Annotated in this window: 24 protein-coding genes; 23 read left to right on the plus strand and 1 reads right to left on the minus strand. The window is 50.8% G+C overall.

The window, feature by feature from the left end; translation table 11 throughout:
* Window position 1 precedes the first annotated feature (1 nt).
* From M3202_RS09150 to M3202_RS09195, 10 genes are all read left to right on the plus strand, one after another.
* Complete coding sequence (locus M3202_RS09150; RefSeq protein ID WP_251223045.1) at window positions 2–313, plus strand: 2Fe-2S iron-sulfur cluster-binding protein; 312 nt, start codon at window positions 2–4, stop codon at window positions 311–313.
* A 14-nt stretch (window positions 314–327) separates the two neighbouring features.
* Complete coding sequence (locus M3202_RS09155) at window positions 328–1,176, plus strand: FAD binding domain-containing protein (RefSeq protein WP_251223046.1); 849 nt, start codon at window positions 328–330, stop codon at window positions 1,174–1,176.
* Window positions 1,173–2,132 (plus strand): substrate-binding domain-containing protein, encoded by a 960-nt coding sequence (locus M3202_RS09160; protein WP_251223047.1) that lies wholly within the window; start codon window positions 1,173–1,175, stop codon window positions 2,130–2,132. The genes M3202_RS09155 and M3202_RS09160 overlap by 4 nt, the downstream gene beginning before the upstream one ends.
* 29 nt (window positions 2,133–2,161) lie before the next feature.
* Window positions 2,162–2,653: a (2Fe-2S)-binding protein gene (locus M3202_RS09165; RefSeq protein ID WP_251223048.1), complete on the plus strand. Its 492-nt coding sequence runs from the start codon at window positions 2,162–2,164 to the stop codon at window positions 2,651–2,653.
* The gene (locus M3202_RS09170; RefSeq protein ID WP_251223049.1) at window positions 2,637–4,868 is read left to right on the plus strand and encodes a xanthine dehydrogenase family protein molybdopterin-binding subunit; all 2,232 of its coding nucleotides are present in this window, start codon (window positions 2,637–2,639) and stop codon (window positions 4,866–4,868) included. Before M3202_RS09165 ends, M3202_RS09170 begins: the two co-directional genes overlap by 17 nt.
* 129 nt (window positions 4,869–4,997) lie before the next feature.
* Window positions 4,998–6,044: an XdhC family protein gene (locus M3202_RS09175; protein WP_251223050.1), complete on the plus strand. Its 1,047-nt coding sequence runs from the start codon at window positions 4,998–5,000 to the stop codon at window positions 6,042–6,044.
* On the plus strand, window positions 6,037–6,657 hold the full coding sequence (locus M3202_RS09180; protein WP_251223051.1) for a nucleotidyltransferase family protein: 621 nt from the start codon (window positions 6,037–6,039) through the stop codon (window positions 6,655–6,657). The genes M3202_RS09175 and M3202_RS09180 overlap by 8 nt, the downstream gene beginning before the upstream one ends.
* 1 nt (window position 6,658) lies before the next feature.
* The gene (locus M3202_RS09185; RefSeq protein ID WP_251223052.1) at window positions 6,659–7,219 is read left to right on the plus strand and encodes a UbiX family flavin prenyltransferase; all 561 of its coding nucleotides are present in this window, start codon (window positions 6,659–6,661) and stop codon (window positions 7,217–7,219) included.
* 258 nt (window positions 7,220–7,477) lie between these two features.
* Window positions 7,478–8,074: a thymidine kinase gene (locus M3202_RS09190; RefSeq protein WP_251223053.1), complete on the plus strand. Its 597-nt coding sequence runs from the start codon at window positions 7,478–7,480 to the stop codon at window positions 8,072–8,074.
* 53 nt (window positions 8,075–8,127) lie between these two features.
* Window positions 8,128–8,580: a hypothetical protein gene (locus tag M3202_RS09195; protein WP_251223054.1), complete on the plus strand. Its 453-nt coding sequence runs from the start codon at window positions 8,128–8,130 to the stop codon at window positions 8,578–8,580.
* Window positions 8,581–8,758: 178 nt separating this feature from the next.
* On the opposite strand, the gene M3202_RS09200 is transcribed toward M3202_RS09195, so the two are convergent.
* Entirely contained in the window at window positions 8,759–10,069 is a 1,311-nt protein-coding gene (locus M3202_RS09200; RefSeq protein WP_251223055.1) for an FAD-dependent oxidoreductase, read from the minus strand.
* Between the two features lie 163 nt (window positions 10,070–10,232).
* On the opposite strand from M3202_RS09200, the gene prfA reads away from it, so the two are divergent.
* The 13 genes from prfA (at window position 10,233) to wecB (ending at window position 21,607) form a co-directional block, all read left to right on the plus strand.
* Entirely contained in the window at window positions 10,233–11,306 is a 1,074-nt protein-coding gene (gene prfA / locus M3202_RS09205; RefSeq protein ID WP_251223056.1) for a peptide chain release factor 1, read from the plus strand.
* On the plus strand, window positions 11,307–12,173 hold the full coding sequence (gene prmC / locus M3202_RS09210) for a peptide chain release factor N(5)-glutamine methyltransferase (protein WP_251223057.1): 867 nt from the start codon (window positions 11,307–11,309) through the stop codon (window positions 12,171–12,173).
* An 86-nt stretch (window positions 12,174–12,259) separates the two neighbouring features.
* Window positions 12,260–12,895 carry a stage II sporulation protein R gene (gene spoIIR / locus M3202_RS09215; protein ID WP_251223058.1) on the plus strand — a complete coding sequence of 212 codons (636 nt, stop codon included), beginning with the start codon at window positions 12,260–12,262 and terminating at the stop codon, window positions 12,893–12,895.
* Between the two features lie 55 nt (window positions 12,896–12,950).
* Window positions 12,951–13,391, plus strand: coding sequence for a GNAT family N-acetyltransferase (locus M3202_RS09220; protein WP_251223059.1), 441 nt, complete (start codon window positions 12,951–12,953; stop codon window positions 13,389–13,391).
* A gap of 193 nt (window positions 13,392–13,584) precedes the next feature.
* On the plus strand, window positions 13,585–14,625 hold the full coding sequence (locus M3202_RS09225) for an L-threonylcarbamoyladenylate synthase (protein ID WP_251223060.1): 1,041 nt from the start codon (window positions 13,585–13,587) through the stop codon (window positions 14,623–14,625).
* 92 nt (window positions 14,626–14,717) lie between these two features.
* On the plus strand, window positions 14,718–15,260 hold the full coding sequence (locus M3202_RS09230) for a manganese efflux pump MntP (RefSeq protein ID WP_251223061.1): 543 nt from the start codon (window positions 14,718–14,720) through the stop codon (window positions 15,258–15,260).
* Window positions 15,261–15,364: 104 nt separating this feature from the next.
* On the plus strand, window positions 15,365–15,838 hold the full coding sequence (locus M3202_RS09235) for a low molecular weight protein arginine phosphatase (RefSeq protein WP_251223062.1): 474 nt from the start codon (window positions 15,365–15,367) through the stop codon (window positions 15,836–15,838).
* Window positions 15,839–15,854: 16 nt separating this feature from the next.
* Entirely contained in the window at window positions 15,855–17,150 is a 1,296-nt protein-coding gene (locus M3202_RS09240) for a methyl-accepting chemotaxis protein (RefSeq protein ID WP_251223063.1), read from the plus strand.
* 59 nt (window positions 17,151–17,209) lie between these two features.
* A complete protein-coding gene (gene rpiB, locus M3202_RS09245) occupies window positions 17,210–17,647 on the plus strand; it encodes a ribose 5-phosphate isomerase B (protein ID WP_251223064.1) in 438 nt (145 codons plus the stop codon).
* A 14-nt stretch (window positions 17,648–17,661) separates the two neighbouring features.
* The gene (locus M3202_RS09250; RefSeq protein WP_251223065.1) at window positions 17,662–18,225 is read left to right on the plus strand and encodes a TIGR01440 family protein; all 564 of its coding nucleotides are present in this window, start codon (window positions 17,662–17,664) and stop codon (window positions 18,223–18,225) included.
* 145 nt (window positions 18,226–18,370) lie between these two features.
* Window positions 18,371–19,612 (plus strand): serine hydroxymethyltransferase, encoded by a 1,242-nt coding sequence (glyA, locus tag M3202_RS09255; protein WP_251223066.1) that lies wholly within the window; start codon window positions 18,371–18,373, stop codon window positions 19,610–19,612.
* A 195-nt stretch (window positions 19,613–19,807) separates the two neighbouring features.
* Window positions 19,808–20,437, plus strand: a complete 630-nt coding sequence (gene upp, locus M3202_RS09260; RefSeq protein ID WP_251223067.1) for a uracil phosphoribosyltransferase — start codon at window positions 19,808–19,810, stop codon at window positions 20,435–20,437.
* A 24-nt stretch (window positions 20,438–20,461) separates the two neighbouring features.
* A complete protein-coding gene (gene wecB, locus M3202_RS09265; RefSeq protein WP_251223068.1) occupies window positions 20,462–21,607 on the plus strand; it encodes a non-hydrolyzing UDP-N-acetylglucosamine 2-epimerase in 1,146 nt (381 codons plus the stop codon).
* Window positions 21,608–21,784: the final 177 nt, after the last annotated feature.

Consider the following 21,784-nt stretch of genomic DNA (forward strand, 5'->3'; position numbering starts at 1 on the left):
TATGGCAGAGATTACATTGCACATCACTCGCGGAAGCGAAAAAGAAGGGAAGCATGAAGAAACGTACCAGGTTCCTTTTGTCGAAGGAATGAGTCTGCTTGATGCCATTTTCTGGATCAGGGAGCATAAGGATCCGACTTTGGCTGTCCGCTATTCCTGCCGGTCGGCCAACGCCTGCAAAGAGTGTATGGCCGTCGTTGACGGTAAGGCCGGCTACCTGTGCAGCATCCGGGCGGAAGAAAACAGTGAACAAAAAATCGAACCTTTAGCCGCGCGACCTTGGGTGAAGGATTTAACGACAGCAATCGAATAGGCGGTGAAGAACGAATGTGGTATCGACCGGATAATTTGAAACAAGCGCTTGCGCTTCTTGCTGAGGAGCAGCCGACGATTGTATGTGGAGGAACGGACTTGTTCGTGAATTGGGAAGCAAGAAAGAAGCAGAGTCCGACCAGGTCGTGGCTTGACATTCAGCATATTCCCGAGCTGCAGCGTCTTGAGCAGACGGCGGAAGGAATTGAAATTGGCGCAGCGGTAACGGCGGCGGAACTGTGGCAAAGTCCGGTGACGGAAGGGCTCGCCGCGCTCCGCGAAGCATGTCAAGTCGTCGGCGGCTGGCAAATTCAAAACCGGGCGTCGATTGGCGGTAATTTTGCCAATGCGTCACCCGCCGCGGATATGATCGTGCCATTAATCGCCTATGGAGCCGTGTTAACGTTGGCGAGCCGTACTGGCACGAGAAAAGTCGCAGCTGCTGACTTTGTCACCGGGCCGAAGACAACGGTGCTTCAGGATGATGAAATGATAACGAGTGTTTTTATCCCGCATGAGGTCGTCGGTGTCCCGCAAACATTTTTGCGGCATGACCAGCGCGGCGGAACGGATATTTCTTTAGTGTCGGTAGCCACGGTTGTAAAAGGAGCGGGCGCAGAGAAGGAATGGATCAAGATCGCTGTCGGTGCTGCCAATACAACGGTTGTCGCGTTGAGTAATGACGAGCTGAACGGGACTGAGCTGACCGAAGAAGCGATCGCGGGCATTGCCCGGCTCTATGCAAATGAATGTCAGCCGATTTCCGATGTCCGCGCGAGCGCTGAATATCGAAAGGAAATGGTCAAGGTATTCGTCAAAAAAGCATTGATGAAGCTTACAGCAAAGGCGGGGAGAGAATCATGAAAAAAACATTAAGTCTTGCCGTTTCAAAAAGCGACCGGACTCAATCCATTATTAGCGGCCAGGCTGCGCTTGCTGCATATGATCTTGAGCTTAAAAGCACGATGGTCGAGGAAATCTTTGAAAAGCAAGTGTCGGAAGCAAGCTATGATATTGCGGAAATGTCGCTTGCCTCCTATTTGATCGGTCTTAGCAAAGGTGAAAAGCGGCTGACGGCGATCCCGGTTTTTCTGTCGCGCTCTTTTCGTCATAATGCGATATATGTCCGTTCCGATGCGCCGTGGCAGCATCCTAGTGAATTGAAAGGGCGCCGCTTCGGGGTGCCTGAATATCAAATGACGGCCGCGGTTTGGGTGCGCGCCTACTTCCGTCATGAGTGGAATGTCGCGACGGAGGAACTGAACTGGGTGACGTACCGGCCGGAGCGGATTCCTGTCGATACTCCGGCGAAGCAGGCGGAATCGGGCGATATTTTCAAGGCATTGGTTGATGGTGAGGTCGATGCGATTATGACAGCTAGAAGACCGCCGGCGGAATACTTTTCTCTGACCGGAGAAGGGGGACAAATCCGTCGCCTCATTCCTGATGTCTGGACAGTCGAACGTGATTATTACGAGCGCACGGGCATTTTCCCGATTATGCATCTCGTTTCCCTGCGTAAGGAAGCGGTAGAGAACGATCCTCAGCTGCCAAAGCAGGTCTATGAATTGTTCTTAAAGGAAAAGCAGCAGGCGCAGCTTCGCCTGTTTGAAACGGTGAAAAACGAAACATCGGCGCCGTTTTTATGGGAAGCTGCCGAAAAGTCAGCCAAGCTGCTTGGCGATGACATCTGGCCTTATGGGTTGAAGCAGAATTGGGCGCAAATTGAAAGCTTTATGCACTATTTGAAAGAGGACGGGCTTATCTCAAGAACCTTCACGAAGGATGAAGTGTTTGATTCCAGTCTCTTGGACACATAAGCAGACAAGGATCATAGAAGGAGGCAACAATGGACAGCAAGCAGAATATAACGCTTCGGATAAATGGACAGGAAAAAAGCTGGAATGGTGATCCAACCCGTCCGCTTGTCAGTTATATCCGTGAAGAGGCCGGTTTAACAGGAACGAAGATTGGCTGCCAGACGGGAGAGTGCGGGGCCTGTACCGTGATGGTCGACGGCAAACCGACGATTTCATGTATTCTCCCGGTCGCTGCTGTAGCAGGGGCGGAAGTGGAAACGATTGAAGGCGTCGCCGAAACGGAAACCTTCCAGCATTTGAGCGAGGCGATGATGGAGACGGGCGGCGTGCAGTGCGGCTTTTGCACTCCGGGGATTATGATGACCTTATCTGCCTACATCCAAAAGCCTGAACAATTTGCCGGAAACGTCCGCGCGGCGTTGAAAAATAATCTATGCCGCTGTACAGGATATCAGAGTATTTTCCAGGCAGTTGAGAAAGTATTGAATAGGGAGGAGAAGGCCCATGACCTCCAACGTTAAATCCCCGCATGCTCATATGAACAAGCTGAGCGGGAAAACAAAATTTATTGAGGATATGAATTTGCCAGGTCAATTGATTGGCGGAATATTGCGCAGCCCGCATCCGCATGCCAACATTGTCCGAATCGATACAACAAAGGCGAAAGCGATCGACGGCGTCGTGGCCGTCATCACGGCGGCGGATGTTCCCCATCCACCATTTGGACCGACGCGCTTTAAAGATTGGAACATTTTAGCCGAGGAACGGGTGCTTTTTATCGGGGATGAAGTCGCGGCAGTCGCAGCAGAGTCGAAAGCGGCTCTCGAGGCAGCGCTGGAGGCGATTGAAGTTGAATATGAGGTGCTCCCGGCTATTTTTGAAACAGAGGATGCGATGCTGGAAGACGCCCCTGTTTTGCATAGCAGCGCCCCGGATAATCGGCCGATGCATCTTCAATTGGAGCGCGGCGACGTAAAAGTAGGGAAGGAAAAAGCGGCGGTCGTCCGTGGCGGAACCTACGTCATCAATCCGATTTATCAAGGACATCTCGAGCCGATCGCTGCGATTGCCAGCTGGTCGGAGGAAGATGGCGTTACGCTGTGGGCCGGGTCGCATATCCCTTATTTAGCAAGGGAAACGTATGCCGCTGCCTTTGGTTTGCCTGAAGACAAAGTAAGAATCATCATTCCGCCAATCGGAGGCTCATTCGGCGCGAAATATGTGTTAAAAATGCATTTGATTGCGTGCGCGTTAAGCAAAGCCGCCGCCCGCCCGGTAAAAATCGTCTTAAATCGTACAGAGGATATGATCAGCGCCCATCCGCGTGTCCCGCTCAAGATGGAAGTTGAAATCGGTGCCGATGAAGAGGGGCGTTTTGTGTACAAAGATGCTACGGTCTATGCTAATGCAGGAGCGCGCATTTACTGGAGCCCGAACATTGTCGCCACGGCTTGCACGCGGCCGGATGGTGTCTATCATTTCCAGAACGTCCGCGCCGAAGGGCATTTATGCTATACGAATATAAGCCCAACGACATGTATGCGCGGCTTCGGGAACGCCGAAATGCTGTTTGCCGTTGAAAGCATTATTGATGAACTGGCGGAAGCGTTGGAAATGGATCCGAGTGAAATCAGAATGAAAAACATCGTCCGTGAAAAGGATGTGACGATTCACGGCTATCAATTGGACAGCTGTAAGCTCGATCAATGTATTGAAAAAGTGAAGGAAATCTCGGGCTGGGAGCGGAAGAAAGACCTGCCGCCAAACCGCGGCCTCGGGATGGCGCTTGGAAACCATGTCTCGGGCTTCCGCGGAATTGATCCGCGCTTTGAAGGCTCAACAGCCGTCATCACATTATCTTCCGCCGGGGAGCTGATCGTCCAGACTGGTGAAATCGAGCTTGGCCAGGGAATGACGCAAACGTATGCCACTATCGCCGCGAAGGAGCTGGGAATCAGCGCTGATCAAATTCTTGTAAAGTCCGGTGATACGGAGCGGAATCCGTTCGGTATCGGAACGCTTGCTTCCCGCAGTACGGTCATGGGCGGTAACGCAGTTCACCTTGCCGCGAAGGAAGTAAAGAGAAAAATGCTGGAGCTCGTGAAGGAGACGACGGGAGAAGATGGCGTTTTCTGTTACGAAGGCATTCAAGTGAATGACCGCGTCCTGACCTTAGAAGAGCTTGCGGCAAGCTATCGCGGGCTGCACGCCGGCGACCAGCTCACTGTACGGGCGACGTACAGCCCAGACACGGATCGGCCGGATAAGACGTATTACGGTCATCCATCGCCAAACTATCCGTTTACTGCCCATGTAGCTGAAGTTGAAGTCGATCCTGATACAGGCCGGGTTAAGCTCGTCGGCTACTGGGCTGTCCACGATTCCGGCACAATTATTAATGAAGTCGGCGCGAAAAGCCAGGTTTATGGGGCTGTCGCGCAAGGAATCGGCTGGGTGACGATGGAAGAGCTGAAGGTGAAGGAAGGAAGGGTGCAAAATCCGACGATCATGGACTATCGGATGCCGGGGGCAGCGGATATACCGCCAATTGAAATTGCCTTTATTGACGGCTCGGATCCGCATGGACCATTCGGCGCTAAATCAGTTGGTGAAGTCGCGATTGATCCGGTTCCGGGAGCGATTGCCAATGCAATTGCCCAGGCAATTGGAAAGCGGGGCCGGGCATTACCACTAAATCCGGAAGCTGTTTGGCGTTTGGCTAATGACTATGAATGAACGGCTTGTCTTGAATGTGCCGAAATAAGAAAACAGGGATGGCCGCTGCGCTAAAAGGGTAGGGATTGATCATACCTTGGAGCGGCATCCTGGCGTCCAAGGGAGAAAACAGAAATCGAAGGTGACGGGATGAGAGATGTTTATCACAAGTTGATTGATGCTTTACATGAAAACAAACGTGCCGTCCTTGCCACCATTATTGATGTAAAAGGGTCCGCCTACCGTCGTGAAGGAGCCCGGGCCGTCATTGATCCCGGCGGAGAGGTGACCGGAATGATCAGCGGGGGATGCGTCGAGCCTGATTTAGCTGCTCATGCGCGGGATGTTCTGCAATCAAATCATCCGAAAAAGCTTACGTATGATTTTCGCTGGTCGGAAGAAGAAGTCTGGGGTCTTGGGGTAGGCTGCAATGGGGTCATTACCGTGCTGCTTCAGCCGTTTGATCCGGTCAATGACCGGCAGGGTGCCAGTCGGCTGGCTGAGGAGCTTGGCCGGCGGTTAACCGCGGATGAACCGTATTTGTTCACGACCGTTGTGGAATCCGGTGATGAGGATCGTTACCCAGCGGGAAGTCATTGGCGCACTCCTGCTGGACAAAGCGGGGAAAAGGTCACGGGCTTACAGGAGACAGAGCTGGATGGCGTGGCTGTTACGCTTTTTCATGAATCGGTCACACCCCGACCGCGGTTGATGATTATCGGCGCCGGGCCTGACGCCGTGCTGTTGGCGAAAGGGGCGTACGAACTCGATTGGCGCGTTTCTGTCGTCGATCACCGCGAAGCCTATTTGCAAACATATTTTGACCGGTATGAAACAGTTTTAGTGAGCAGGGGAGACTTTGCTGAACTGCAGCCAGATGCTGCAACCTATTGTGTCCTGATGACTCATAATCTGGAGCTGGATCAGCTTGCGCTCCATCATTTGCTGCCGCTTTCCTTTCCTTTTCTCGGCGTGCTCGGATCGCGCGGGCGGATTCGCATGCTGCTCGATGGGGTAAAAGCAAACGGACTGCAAGTTGAAAAGGAATGGCTTGACAAGCTGTATTCACCGGTCGGGTTGGAGATCGGCGCGTCTTCTCCCCAGGAAATTACCGTCAGTATCCTTAGTGAGCTGATCGCTTTTCAAAATGGAAAGCAAGATCATCCGATTGCCCATATGAGGTGGAGCTATGAGTGAGAAAAACATTTGGATTATCATTTTAGCGGCCGGTTACTCGCGACGGATGGGGGAGCCGAAGCTGCTTCTCCCACTGCCGGACGGGAAGCCGCTTATTACCAGGGTAGCGGGGACCGCCTGCCGGGCGAAGGCAAGTGGCGTCGTGCTTGTCTATAATGCTGACGTGCCCGCCGTCGCTGATGCGGTAGCCGAGTTTCCGCTTGTCCCTCTCGCCAATGATGAATCGCGGGACGGTATGAGTTCTTCGTTGAAAGCGGGCATTCACTATGTCAAGGAGCGGAACGCCGAAGCGGCGATCATATTGCTTGGTGATCAGCCGGATATGGAAGAAGCGGCGCTCGATCAGCTGATTGAGCTTTATGAGAAGCAACGTTATCCGATTATTCAGACGGTCTATCGGACAACCCGCTCACATCCGGTTCTTTTTTCAAGAAGCTTTTTTCCGGAGTTGCTTACGGTAACGGGAGATCAGGGGGCGCGGCAGCTTATTCGTCAGCATCAGGATCAGGTGTTTAGCCTCCATGTAACTGCACAGCTTCCTGAGGATATTGATACAAGAGAGGAGTATCAGTCTTATTTGCAAAGAATACAAAGGACAGACGAGGAAGGCTAATATGAAAAAAATTGTCGTCGGAATATCAGGTGCGAGTGGGGCCATTTACGGGATTCGTACGCTTGAAGTATTGCAAAAATTAGGGATGGAAAGTCACGCTGTCATCAGTAATGCGGCGAAGCAGACGATTGAATATGAAACCGATTATACGGTCGAAGACGTCCAGGCTCTGGCGACGTCGGTGTATGGACAGGAGGAAATTGGCGCAGCGATCTCCAGCGGTTCGTTTAAAGTCGACGGGATGATCGTCGCGCCATGTTCGATCAAAACATTATCGGCGATTGCCAACAGCTTTAACGATGAACTGATTACAAGAGCGGCGGATGTTCAGCTGAAGGAAAGACGGAAGCTCGTTCTGATCGTCAGGGAAACGCCTTTTAACTTAAGCCATTTGCAGCATATGACAATCATTACTCAAATGGGCGGCGTGATCCTTCCACCGGTTCCGTCCTTTTATCATAAGCCGAAAACGATTGATGATATTGTCAATCAGACGATTGGCAAGGCGCTTGACCAATTTGAGATTGACGCCCGCTTATTTCGGCGCTGGGATGGCGGATGACTAAGAAAACCAAACTCATGAAAAGATCGTGGCGCTCATTGCATAGAGGCTGAGCCAAAAGGGATAAAAAAAACAACCTTTTGGCCAGCCTCGTTTTTAGATCGAAGAGATTACCCGTAAAACATCGCCTGCATTAATCGGCCGTTTCTCTTGCTGAAACAGGTCGTTTTGAACTTTCAACTGTATGCTAAACCTGCTATAATTTTGCATGGTCATGATCATAAGCAAGGGGAAAACTTATCGCAAGGGAGATTTATTTTGGCGCAATTATTTTTTAAATACGGTGCAATGAACAGTGGAAAATCAATTGAAATTTTGAAAGTGGCTCATAATTATGAAGAGCAGAACAAGCATGTCGTTATTTTAACATCGGCGGTTGATACGCGCGATGAAGTGGGTTATGTCTCTTCCCGCATCGGTCTTCGACGGAAAGCTGTGCCGATTTTTAGCGACACTGACATTTTTGAATACATTCGCGATCTTCAACGAAAACCGGCTTGCGTGCTCATTGATGAGTGCCAGTTTTTGAATAAGCATCATATTATCCAACTGACGCGGATTGTCGATGAGCTGGACATTCCAGTGATGGGCTTCGGCTTGAAAAACGACTTCCAAAATGAACTGTTTGAAGGCAGCAAATATATGCTGCTTTATGCTGATAAAATTGAAGAAATGAAAACAATTTGCTGGTTCTGCGAACGTAAAGCGATCATGGCGTTGCGCGTTGAAAATGATCAGCCTGTTTACACCGGGGAGCAAATTAAAATTGGCGGCAACGAGTCCTATTATCCGGTCTGTCGCAAATGCTATCGAAATCCGCCGCTGGGGGAAACTAACAGAGATAATCAGGCTTAATTGGGCAAGCTACTCATGCAGCCTCATTGTAGGCGGCATGGAGGTGTTTCAGAATGACAAAAGTAAAAGCTGTTCTGCTGGCGGCATTTCTGCTGCTTGTCGGCTGCGCAGGTCAGGGAGGAGAACAAGGACAGGCGGTCTCGGCTCTTGCTCATGAGGGCAATGTCATGTACGGCCTGTTCGGTCCCGGTCCGATGATGTATAGTGGCATCCGGCAACGGCCAACCTACTCTCACCGCGGCGAGGAAAACACAACGAGCACCAGCTTTCGGACATTAACGAATGAACGGCAAAACCTCGGCGACGACCAATCGCTTATTCATCAAATTATCCATGACCAGTTTGGCTTTGAAATGGGAATGGTCGTGATTGCCGGCAGCCATGCTTATGTGAAGGTGACGCCGCCGCCGGAGCTTGACGCACAGCAGAAAAAAGCTGAAATGACTAAGCTGAAAGAAGCTTTGCAGCAGCAAATTCCTCGTTATCAAGTCCATATTCGGGAATAGAAGCAGGGGCTGGCCAAAAAGGTTGTTGTTACCTTTTGGCCAGCCCCTTAAGCATTCCATCATCTCCTGGCTTGTGCCCCTCAGAGCAAGAGACCGAACCAGCTTCGACTGCGCGGTTAAACCTCTTTTACTTGGAAGCTGCTGAAAAAGTGAAAATCGTATTTTTTCAGCAGCTTCCTTATTTGCGGCGTGCTGTCTGCTGCACAGGGTCCCAGACGCCATTGTACGGCGGGGCGTAAGCGAGGTCGAGGTCTTCGAGCTCCTGCATCGTCATGCCATGGTAAAGGGCGGTGGCGAGTACATCAAGGCGTTTGTCGACACCGTCCCGTCCGAAGAGCTGCGCGCCGAGCAGCTGCCCGGTGTTCGGCTGATACAACAGCCGGATCAGCAGCTTCTCAGCCCCCGGATAATAAGAGGCATGCTGGGGGAGCTCGGCAGTGACAGCCTGATAAGGAATGCCGTGCTGCTCGGCTTCCCTTTTGGAAAGTCCGGTTCGTCCCAAGGTGAGAGAAAAGAATTTTACAATCGAGGTGCCGACGATTCCTTTGAAGCTTCTCGGTCTTCCGCTCATATTGATGCCGGCAATTCGGCCCTGTTTGTTGGCATGAGTTCCAAGCGGGATATAATCATCGCGCTCTTTAATCCGGTGATATTGAGTCGCGCAATCGCCGGCGGCATAAATCGAAGCGAGGTTTGTTTCCATAAAGGCATTGACTTTAATCGCCCCGTTTTCACTCAGCTCGATTCCGCTTCCTTTTACAAAATCGGTATTTGGCCTGACGCCGATGGCGACAAGAACGAGATCGGCCGGGAGCGTCTGCTTATCCGTAACGACCTCCTCGACCCGCTTGGTACCGCCGAGTGCCTGAACTTCCTGATCGAACACAAGCTTGATCCCGTTTTTCTCTGCCTCGGCGTGAATATGTTCGGCCAGATCGGGATCAAAGATCGTCGCCAGCTGGGAATTGCGCTCAACGATTGTAACCTGCTTTCCACGGGCGGCGAAATTTTCCGCCATCTCCAGTCCAATATATCCTCCGCCGATAATCACCACATTGTCCACATCCTGCTTCAGTTCACGTAGCAGCCGCCTCGCGTCGGGGATCGTTTTCAATGTATGGACGCCGTCCAAGCTCTTCCCTTCCCATGAAGGAAGGAATGGACGCGCTCCCGTGGCAATCAACAGCTTGTCATATGTAAGGTCAAAATGTTCACCGAAGACGCGTCTGGCCGTCGGGTCGATCCCGGTCACTTCATGACGGGTGCGCGCGTCAATTTTGTATTTACGACGAAATGTTTCGACAGTGCGAGCCACGAGTTGATCAGGATCATCAATCAGTCCGCCAATCAAATAAGGCAGTCCGCACTGCGCGTACGAATAATCGTCGCCCATTTCAAGCGTCGTCACACTCGCCGTCGGGTCATGCCTGACAATTTGCATCGCCGCGCTCATTCCGGCGGCATCCCCGCCAATAATTACGTAGTTCATCTCCTCACCTCTCTGTTCTGAATCGTCTATATAGTATTCCCGCTGTCCGCCAAAGCTAAGCGAAAATCTTTTCCGTGCGAAACGGAGCTCACATTGACCAGGTTCGATCGGTATACTATAATTAGACTGTTATGGACTGGAAATAGGTAATGAGGTGAAAACCGTGTTAGATCGATTACAATCAGTAGAGGATCGTTATGATCGTCTGAACGAGCTATTAAGTGATCCTGATATTATAAATGACTCAAAGAAGCTGCGCGAGTATTCGAAAGAACAGGCTGATTTGCAGGAAACGGTAGCGGCTTTCAGAGAGTATAAGGAAGTGGTTGCCCAGCATCAGGATGCCCGGGCGATGCTGGAAGAGAAGCTTGATGACGAAATGCATGCGATGGTCAAGGAAGAAATTGACGAGCTGTCTTCGCGCAAGCAGGAGCTGGAAGAGCGTCTTAAAGTTCTTCTTTTACCGAAGGATCCTAACGATGATAAGAACGTTATCGTCGAAATCCGCGGAGCTGCCGGGGGAGATGAAGCCCAGCTGTTTGCCGGCGACCTTTATAAAATGTATACCCGTTATGCTGAGTCACAAGGCTGGAAAACAGAAGTGATTGAGGCGACGACGACCGAGCTTGGCGGCTATAAGGAAATCATCTTCACCGTTAACGGAGCAGGGGCGTACTCCAAGCTGAAGTATGAAAACGGCGCCCACCGTGTTCAGCGCGTGCCGCAAACCGAATCAGGCGGACGGATTCACACGTCGACGGCGACCGTTGCCGTTTTGCCGGAGGCGGAAGAGGTCGAAGTGGAAATCCATGAAAAGGATATCCGCGTCGACACCTTTGCTTCAAGTGGACCGGGGGGACAAAGTGTAAATACAACGATGTCTGCTGTCCGTCTTACGCATCTTCCAACAGGAACGGTCGTCTCCTGTCAGGATGAAAAGTCGCAGATCAAGAACAAGGAAAAAGCGATGAAGGTACTGCGCGCCCGCGTCTATGACAAGATTCAGCGTGAGGTGCAGGCCGAATACGATGAGAATCGTAAGCTGGCTGTCGGTACAGGTGATCGCTCCGAGCGTATCCGCACGTATAACTTTCCGCAGAGCAGGGTGACAGATCACCGCATCGGCCTGACCTTGCAGAAGCTTGAACAAATCCTGCAAGGAAAGCTCGACGAAATCATCGATGCGCTGATTGTTGAAGAACAGGCAGACGCGATGAAACGGGCGGAGCAGCAATAAATGAAGACAATGACATTGCATGAGGCCCTTCGCTGGGCTTCTTCTTTTTTGGAGCAAAGGTCGCTGGAACAGCCTGTTGCGGAGTGGCTGCTCCGTCATTATTTACAGCTTGATCGGGCGCAGCTGCTGATGAGGCTACATGATCCTGTCCCCGATGAACTGATCACGAGGCTGAAGCAGGATCTCGCCCGCCATGCGGAAGGCATTCCCGTTCAGCATCTAATCGGCTACGAAGAGTTTTATGGCCGTAAGTTCATCGTGAATTCCGATGTCCTGATCCCCCGTCCGGAAACAGAGGAGCTCGTGCAAGCGGTTCTCGGGCTGAAGGCGTCACGTTTCGCTGATCGCCCGGTGACGGCGGCCGATATCGGCACAGGCAGCGGGGCGATTGCTGTCACCCTTGCGCTGGAAGCGCCGGAGATCGAACTGTATGCCGTTGATCTTTCCGAAGCGGCTTTAAAGATCGCTGAAAGAAATGCCGCCGGGCTTGGCGCTGACGTTTCCTTTTTGCGAGGTGATTTGCTGGAGCCGTTGCTGGAGCGCGGGCTAAAAATGGATATCGTTGTTTCCAATCCACCTTATATTCCACTGGCAGATGAACAGGAGCTGGCTATTCATGTCAAAGACCACGAGCCCCATCTCGCCCTGTTCGGCGGTGAAGATGGCCTTGTGCTCTATCGCCGGATGATTGGGCAGCTTCCTGCTGTCGTAAAGGCGGAAGCAATCATCGCTTTTGAAGTCGGCATTGGGCAGGCTGAAGCTGTCAGAGACATGCTGCAGCATGCTTTTCCAAAAGCGGAGACAGAAATTCGCCGCGATATTAACGGAAAAGAGCGGATCGTACTCGCTTACGGCAAGCTCCATTAAAGGCCGCTAGTTTTTTGTCGAAGACTGATAGGTTTAAAGAAGCACCACCCTGGCGACAATGGCTGGTGAAAGGGTGGTGCTTCAAAATGAAACCAACAGTTATTATTTATCTATTATTCTCGTTATTTGTCCTTGTATTGAGCTGGGAAGAGCAAAACGCCAAGGCGGTTGCCACCTTGCATCAGGAAGTCAGTGCCGAAGAGGCAATCCGTTTACGGATTCTCGGCAACAGCGACGCGATTGGCGATCAGGCGGTAAAGCGGGCGATTCGCGATCAGGTCAATCAGGCGATCAGTGAATGGGCCGTTGAACTCGATAGTGTGGAGGAAGCGAAGGACGTCATTTCGTCCAATCTTTCCGCGATTGAAGAAATCGTCGCCGAAGAGCTGGAAAAAGCCGGCCTTAAGCAGTCGTATCAGGTTGAATTTACCGAAGTTCAATTTCCGACGAAGCTGTATGGGAATCTCGTTTATCCGGCAGGGGTTTATGATGCTGTTCTGATTACACTCGGAGAAGGAAAAGGAGAAAATTGGTGGTGTGTGTTATTCCCGCCGCTCTGTTTTCTTGAGATGGCCAATGGGGAAGCGGTGGAGACCGGACAGGAGACAGGAAGTGAAAGTGAACAGGAAGAGGAAGCGGAAGATGAAGTCGAAGTTGCCTTTTTTGTTGTCGAGTTGTTCTCGAATTTGGTTGACCGGATCTTTTCTTCTGAACAGGCATAATGTGTACAAGCCATGCATATAGCTCTAGTAAGCAGATGATGAAAGGGTGAAAGGCATGAGCATCGTCGTTCGGAGAGCTGAAGCGAAGGATTTGCTGGCGATTCAGTACCTGATTGCGAAAGCGGGTTTGCGTGAAGATGGCATCGAGCAAAATCTGGAGGGATTTCTCGTCGTGTTAAATGAAGAAAACCAGCTCATTGGTACGGTTGGCATTGAACAATACGAACGAGACGGGCTTTTACGTTCACTCGTCCTCGATTCAAATAGTTGGAACGCACAGCTGACATTGGAGTTTTTGCAACTCGTGTTGCAATATGCGAAGGAGCAGGAGCTTGATAAAATTTATCTTTGCTCAAAAGGAACAAATTCGCTGTTTCAACAGCTCGGTTTTCGGGAAGTGAAGGAGAAAGAGGTGCCTGAAGCGATTCAGGGCTCGGCTCATTATCAACGCAATATCGGACTTGACACAAAACTATGGGCATGTGAATTAGTATAACTTACTAACAAGTTATCCACAGGAGTGGATAACTTGTTTTTTTCGTTTTGGCCAATCAAGACAGAAAGAAAAAAGGGAAAAACAGGTAATGAGGCGCACTCCTTGATTTGGCGGTTTTTTTAAGGAAATGAAAGCGGCAGATTGACATTGGTAAACATCCTCTGCAAAATGAAGAGGATAGGAGCGATGAGATGTGAGTTATGAACATACGGAGTATTGGATTGTGGATAAAAATATCGATCAGGAGCGAACAAAGGCGCAAATAAACGAAGCCGGGATGTGGATAAAAAAAGGAGAGGTTATCGCCTTCCCGACAGAGACCGTTTACGGCCTCGGAGCAAACGCTTTAGATGAGCAGGCTGTCCGCAAAATATTCGCGGCCAAGGGCCGTCCGAGCGACAATCCGCTGATCGTGCATATTGCCGAGCGGCAGCAGCTCGATCAGCTGGTGACGGATATATCGCCACAAGCGGAAAAGCTGATTGCCCGCTTTTGGCCGGGTCCGCTGACGCTCATTTTCAAGAAAAAAGCGGCGGTCGCGCCAAGTGTAACAGCCGGGCTTGACACGGTCGCTGTCAGAATGCCGGATCATCCTGTCGCCAGCGCATTGCTTCAGGCGGCGGGTGTCCCTGTTGCGGCGCCGAGTGCCAACCTCTCGGGGAAGCCAAGTCCGACGTCGGCAGAGCATGTCCGCCATGATCTCGATCATAAAATCGCCGGCATCGTCGATGGAGGGAAAACCGGCGTCGGACTGGAATCAACCGTCCTCGACTGTTCCGGCACAGTGCCCGTTCTCTACCGCCCCGGCGGTGTAACAAAGGAGCAGATTGAAGCGGAAATCGGCCCGGTCGCCCTCGACCTTGCGCTTCATTCAGCACAGGAAACGCCGATGTCGCCAGGGATGAAGTATACACATTACGCCCCTGCCGGCACGCTCTGGCTCGTCCAGGACCGGTCGCGCATTCCGGAGCTGGTCGCCCGTTCCAAGGCGGAGGGGAAGCGCGTCGGTGTTCTGACGACAATTGAGCACCAGGCCGATTATCAAGCCGACCTCGTCAAAGCCTGTGGAAAAAGAAGCAGCCTGGCGACAGTAGCCGCTGACTTGTATGAGAGCTTACGCGCCTTCGACCATGCGGAGGTGGAAGTCATTTATGCAGAAACATTCCCCGCTGAAGGCGTCGGGATTGCAATTATGAACCGGCTGGAAAAGGCCGCCGCGGGAAGAATGCTGTAAACAAGACCGTCCCGCCACTTACACTCATACACATGTTTGTTTTTGGACGTGCATAGAGTAGAGAGAGCATGTCTGTAATGAGGAGTGGTGGGATGAGCGAATGGGTCGCGTTATTTATTATGGCTAGTGCGCTCGGGATGGACGCATTTTCGGTGTCGCTTGGACTCGGAATGCTTGGGCTGCGGCTGAGGCAAGTCTTTCAAATCGGTTTTACAATTGGGATTTTTCATATGATTATGCCGCTGTTAGGGGTCGCTGCCGGAAAAGTGCTATCCAGTTATTTTAGTATGCTGGCGACCTTTATTGGCGGCGCCTTGCTGTTTCTGATCGGTTTGCAGATGGTGGCCTCCGCTTTCAAGGCGAATGAAGAATCGACGCTGAAGCCGTATGGAGCGGGAATGTTTCTTTTTGCGCTGAGCGTCAGCCTAGACAGCTTCTCAGCCGGACTTGGCTTAGGGATGCTGGGAGCGAAAACGTTGCTCACCGTGGCGATGTTCGGAGCGGCAAGCATGCTTCTCGCCTGGACCGGATTGATGATGGGACGCAGGTTTCAGCATTATATCGGCGCCTATGGCGAGCTGTTGGGCGGCTGCATCTTAATCGGTTTTGGCATTAAGCTGTTTCTGCCGATATAAGACCGGCTTTATCGATAGCCCGTGTACCGTTTTTAGTGTGAATGTGATAAGATGGAACTAGACAGAAAAATGAAAAAGAAAAGTGTTTTTTGGGAGTAATATTGATGGATGAACAGGAGTTGATAGCCTTGTCAAAAAAGAAGATTTTATTTGTGTGTACCGGTAACACGTGCCGCAGTCCAATGGCTGAAGCCTTGCTGCGCAGCCGTGCCGCTGATGTTGAAGTGAAGTCGGCGGGAATTCATGCGCTGCCGAGCATGCCGGCATCTGACGGGACGAGGGCGATCCTGGAGGAAAAGGCGATAGCGCCCGATCATACCTCTCAGGCCGTGTCTGCTGATTTATTGACTTGGGCTGATCTTGTTCTGACGATGACCAGGTCTCATAAAGAGGCGATTCAGCTTCTCTTTCCTGAGACAAGTGAACATGTTCACACATTAAAGGAATTTGTCGATGACGAGTCAGAGGAGGTCGATATCGCTGATCCAATTGGTGGTTCACTTGAGGACTACCGGCAAACAGCAAAGGAAATTGAAAGATGCTTGGACAAGTTAACACACAAACTAGCGAATTTGTGAAAGGTGGAGACATGAGGTGGGGGAAAAAAAGAGCTATCGGGCCAGCATCAGGAAAAAGCTGGTTATTGGAATTAGTGGATTAGCCGTTGTAACATTCGGGTTTAGTGCTATTTTTATTTTCGTTTTAGCTGATTTATTGGAAGGAAAGTTTGGGATTAGTCGCGAGGCCTTTATCGTCTTTACATTAATAAAAGGTGTTTTCTGGAGCGGTGTGCTCGGTTATCTGTTCGCGCCATTGATTACAAAGCCGATTAAAGAAATTGAGCAGGCGGCCCGGCTGGCAGCTGCCGGCGATATCCAGCACGATATAAAAGTGTCGAAGTCCGATGATGAAATCAGGTCGCTCGGACTCGCTTACAACGAAATGCTGAGAAGCCTGCGTCATATGGTTAAGGACATTGATGATAACTTTAATGAAACAAACAAGAAAGTAAATGAAATCACAAGCGCCTCTGAAGTTGCCGCTTCAAAAGCGTCACAAATCGGTTTGACGATGGATGAAATCGCGCAGGGGGCGGAAAATTCGGCGAATGCGATTCAAAATACGGCAGAGTCGATGGAGGATGTAGCGCAAATTGCTGAGAATGTTCAGGCGCGTGCCAACACATCGAAAGAATCATCCGAGGCAATGGTACATACGCTAACAGAAAGCAGAAAAGTCGTTGATTCTCTCGTCCAGGGCATTAAGCAGCTGGCGCTTGATAATGAAAAGTCATTGACTGTCGTCGGCAGGCTTGAAACCCAGGCGAAGGAAGTCGGCGATATTATTTCCCTCGTGGGGGATATCGCCGGACAGACGAATCTGCTTGCTTTAAATGCTTCGATCGAAGCAGCGCGTGCCGGCGAACAGGGTAAAGGCTTTGCGGTTGTCGCCGATGAAGTGCGGAAGCTGGCCGATGAAAGTGCGCAGGCGGTTCAGGGGATTACAGACTTGATTCACAATATCCAGTCAGAAGTAAAAAATGTCGTCGAGCAAATCAGCGAGCAAGTAAAAGTCGCGAATGAGCAGTCAGAACATGGAACAAAAACAAACGAAGCGATCACCGAAGTGGAAAAATCGGTTCATGAGGTGGCGGCTGTCATTGCAGAAATTTCGCAAATGATTGACCGGCAAATGGAATCGATTAAGAAAACAACACATGAATCTCAGGAAGTCGCGGCGATTGCCGAAGAAACGTCGGCCGGATCAACCGAAATCTCCTCGATGACAGAGCAGCAGTCAAGCGTGATTCGTGAAATGGCCGGAACGGCACATGAGCTTTCCGAGCAGGCGAAAAAACTGAAAGCGACGATTGAAAAATTTTCAATCTAAAGAAATGAAGGCGCGGCGGCTTTTAAGATGAATATTTAGAAGCAGATGGAGTGATTTTAATGAAAGTAGCAATTGGTTCAGACCATGGAGGAATCCAAATCCGTGAAGAAATAAAGAAATTAATGGATGAGCTTGGCATTGAATATCAGGATTTCGGCTGCGAATGCGATACATCGGTTGACTATCCTGATTATGCGATTCCTGTAGCGGAAAAGGTTGCAAGCGGCGAGTTTGATCGCGGGATCTTAATTTGCGGCACCGGGATCGGAATGTCGATCGCCGCCAACAAGGTGAAAGGCATCCGCTGCGCACTCGTGCATGACTGCTTTAGCGCAAAGGCGACGCGTGAGCATAACGACAGCAATGTGCTGGCGATGGGGGAGCGCGTCATCGGTGCCGGGCTGGCGCGGGAAATCGCGACGATCTGGCTACAGACAGACTATGAAGGTGGCCGGCACGAACGCCGTGTTGGCAAGATTACTGAGTACGAAGCGTAGTCAAGGAGGCTCCTATGAACGAGTCAACACAATTGATTGAGCGGCAGGTTCTTGCCGTGCTCGCTGACTTGCAGCGGGCCATGCCTTTAACGGAGGACGTGCTGCTCGTTATCGGGACAAGCACGAGTGAAGTCATCGGCGAAAAAATAGGTTCAAATGGATCCGAGGAAGTGGCGGCGGCGATTTACCGCGCTTTATCGCAGCAACGTGAACAAACCGGAGTGCAGCTGGCCTTTCAATGCTGTGAGCACTTGAATCGCGCTCTTGTCGTCGAAAGAGAGACGGCAAGAGCGCGCGGCTATGAGATCGTCTCCGCCGTGCCGGTCCGGCAGGCTGGTGGGGCGATGGCGGCATATGCTTTCCGGCAGATGAATGATCCCGTACTCGTCGAAGAAGTTTCCTGTGAAGCAGGAATTGATATTGGCGATACATTGATCGGGATGCATTTAAAAAAGGTCGCGATCCCGGTCAGAGGTGCGGTGAAGATGATTGGTGCGGCACATGTGACGATGGCTGTGACAAGACCGAAATTAATTGGCGGTGTCCGCGCTGTCTATGAGCGTGATGGATTGCTTTAGACGTGTCCATTCGTCTTTGGTGAACAAAAAAAGAAATTTAGATGATTTCGTACGGAAATACGCGCGAAAATGTGATAAGATAAAAGCGGAAGAATAGTTTTTTGTCGGAATGACGAAAGTTATGGATTGGGAAGGGGAATGGAGAATGTCATTACAAAAGCAAGACCCGAACGTATTTGCAGCAATTCAGCAGGAGCTGGGGCGTCAACGTGACAAAATTGAATTGATCGCTTCGGAGAACTTTGTTAGTCCTGCCGTCATGGAAGCACAAGGCTCTGTCTTAACAAACAAATATGCAGAAGGCTATCCGGGACGCCGTTATTACGGTGGCTGTGAATATGTGGATATTGTCGAGGATTTAGCAAGAGACCGCGCTAAAGAGATCTTTGGTGCTGAATATGTCAATGTGCAGCCTCACTCCGGGGCGCAGGCGAATATGGCGGTCTATTTTACGATCCTTGAGCCTGGTGATACGGTCCTTGGAATGAATTTGTCGCATGGCGGACATTTAACTCACGGAAGTCCGGTTAACTTCAGTGGCGTGCTTTACAATTTCGTTGAATATGGCGTCGATAAAGACACGCAGCGCCTTGACTATGACGCGCTGCAAAAGCTTGCAGAGGAGCATAAGCCGAAGCTGATCGTCGCCGGGGCGAGCGCATACCCGCGTGAAATCGATTTTGCGAAATTCCGTGAAATTGCTGACAGTGTAGGCGCTTATCTGATGGTTGATATGGCTCACATCGCCGGTCTTGTAGCGGTAGGACTGCACCCTAACCCAGTGCCGCATGCTCATTTTGTGACGACAACGACTCATAAGACACTTCGTGGACCGCGCGGCGGGATGATTCTTTGTAAAGAAGAGTTCGGCAAGAAAATTGACAAGTCGATTTTCCCTGGCATTCAAGGTGGTCCTTTAATGCACGTGATTGCCGCCAAAGCGGTTGCTTTTGGAGAAGCGCTGTCACCTGAATTTAAAACATACGCTGAATCGATTAAAACGAACGCCAAGCGTCTCGGGGAGAAGCTTGTCAGTGAAGGAATTAATCTCGTATCAGGCGGTACGGATAACCATTTGCTTTTGCTTGATTTGCGTTCCCTTAATCTGACAGGGAAAGTAGCTGAAAAGGCCCTTGATGAAGTTGGGATTACAACGAATAAAAATACGATTCCGTTCGATCCTGAAAGTCCGTTTGTGACGAGCGGCATCCGGATCGGAACAGCTGCTGCGACATCGCGCGGCTTTGATGGAGAAGCAATGGATGAGATCGGCGCAATCATTGCTTTGACGCTTAAAAATATTGAAAATGAAGAGAAGCTGGAAGAAGCGCGTTCACGCGTAGCGGCGTTAACGGCCAAATTCCCGATGTATGAGCATTTAGGATAAGAAAACTTGATCAGCCTGTGTTGTTCCTCATGAGCAATGCAGGCTGATTTTTTGCAGGATAAGAAGCAATAGGGGAGGAATCAGTGGCTGCAAGCTGATTCAAGAATCTTGTCAATTCGGCTTGCTAAGTAGTAGTCATTCAAGTAGAATTTTCAAAGAGTCATGTTAAAAGAACGGAAAAAGGAGCCGAAGAAGATGAGCAAAGTTTTTGTATTTGACCACCCTTTAATTCAACATAAATTGACGTACATACGTGATAAATCAACCGGTACAAAGGAATTCCGCGAGCTGGTGGATGAAGTCGCGGGGCTGATGGCCTTTGAGATCACACGCGATTTACCATTAAAGGACGTCACTGTGGAAACACCTGTCGGACAAGCTGCTTCTAAAAAAATCGCCGGGAAGAAATTAGGCCTTGTGCCGATCCTCCGGGCAGGTCTTGGAATGACCGACGGGATATTGCGGATGATTCCCGCTGCGCGGGTCGGGCATGTCGGACTGTATCGGGATCCGGCGACATTAAAGCCGATTGAATATTATGTGAAGCTGCCCGCTGATGTTGAGGAGAGAGAATTTATCGTGATTGATCCGATGCTTGCGACAGGCGGTTCAGCGATTGAAGCGATCAACAGCTTGAAGAAACGCGGGGCAAAAACGATGAAGCTGATGTGCCTCGTCGCCGCTCCGGAGGGAGTGGAAGCGGTGCAGAAGGCACATCCGGATGTCGATATTTTCCTCGCGGCACTGGATGAGAAATTAAATGAGAAGGGCTACATCGTACCAGGCTTGGGAGACGCGGGAGATCGTTTGTTTGGAACGAAATAGGACACCAACTGGAGGAGCACAATCATGACAAAGAAAGTGAAAGTATTAACGGTATTTGGGACGAGGCCAGAGGCGATCAAAATGTCACCGCTCGTGTTGGAATTAAAAAAACACGAAGCTGAGATTGAGTCGTATGTGACGGTAACTGGCCAGCATCGTGAAATGCTTGATCAAGTACTCGATATTTTTCAAGTCGTGCCTGATTATGATTTGAATATTATGAAAGCGCGGCAGACGTTAGCCGATGTTACGACGAATGCTTTGCTCGGACTCGACGGGACGATGAAGGAGCTTCAGCCGGATATCGTACTCGTACACGGTGACACGACGACAACATTCGTTGCCAGCCTTGCTGCTTTTTACAATCAGATCGCCATCGGCCATGTCGAAGCGGGGCTGCGGACATTTAATAAGTACTCCCCTTTCCCGGAGGAAGCGAACCGGCAGTTGACCGGCGTCCTGACTGATCTGCATTTTGCGCCAACGAAGCAGGCCGCCAAGCATCTGCTTGATGAAAACAAAGCGGAGGACGCGATTTTTATTACAGGAAATACGGCCATCGACGCCTTGAAGACAACGGTCAGTGAAGCGTACGAGCATGAGATTCTCGAAAAAGTTGGCAGCAGCCGCCTCGTTCTTCTCACGGCTCACCGCCGCGAAAACCTCGGCCAGCCGATGAAGAATATTTTCAAAGCGGTTCACCGTCTCGTTGAAGCACATCCCGATATTCAGGTTGTGTATCCGGTTCATTTGAATCCGGCTGTCCGCGAAATAGCCGGAGAGATACTCGGCGACCATGAAAGAATTCATTTGATTGAACCGCTTGGTGTCGTCGATTTCCATAACTTTGCCGCAAAGGCGGAAATTATTCTGACCGATTCCGGGGGAGTCCAGGAGGAAGCGCCGTCGCTTGGGACGCCTGTTCTTGTGCTGCGCGATACGACCGAGCGGCCGGAAGGCATTGAAGCCGGAACGCTGAAGCTTGCCGGCACCGACGAGGACGATGTCTTTCATATGGCGCACGAGCTGCTTACAAACAGCGAAGCGTACCAGCAAATGGCGAAAGCCTCGAATCCATACGGAGACGGCCAGGCCTCGGCCCGAATCGTCGACGCGATTCTTTACCATTTCGGCCACCGCCCAAACCGCCCAACCCCATTTAACCCCTGAAAAAGGCGCATTACCCTTTTTCAGGGGTATTGCTATGAGCGGAACCTCTGCCCAAAAAACAGTCCGAAAGGGTTTGTCGGACAGTGAGCAGAGAGAGGAGCCATAGCAGTTTAAGTCAGAGGGGAAAAGCGACTGGGCGGTTTTTCCTAAAAGATAAGGAAGTATAAAAATTTTCGG

Source organism: Halalkalibacter oceani (assembly GCF_023715605.1).
In the GTDB taxonomy this organism is placed as follows: domain Bacteria; phylum Bacillota; class Bacilli; order Bacillales; family Bacillaceae_D; genus Halalkalibacter; species Halalkalibacter oceani.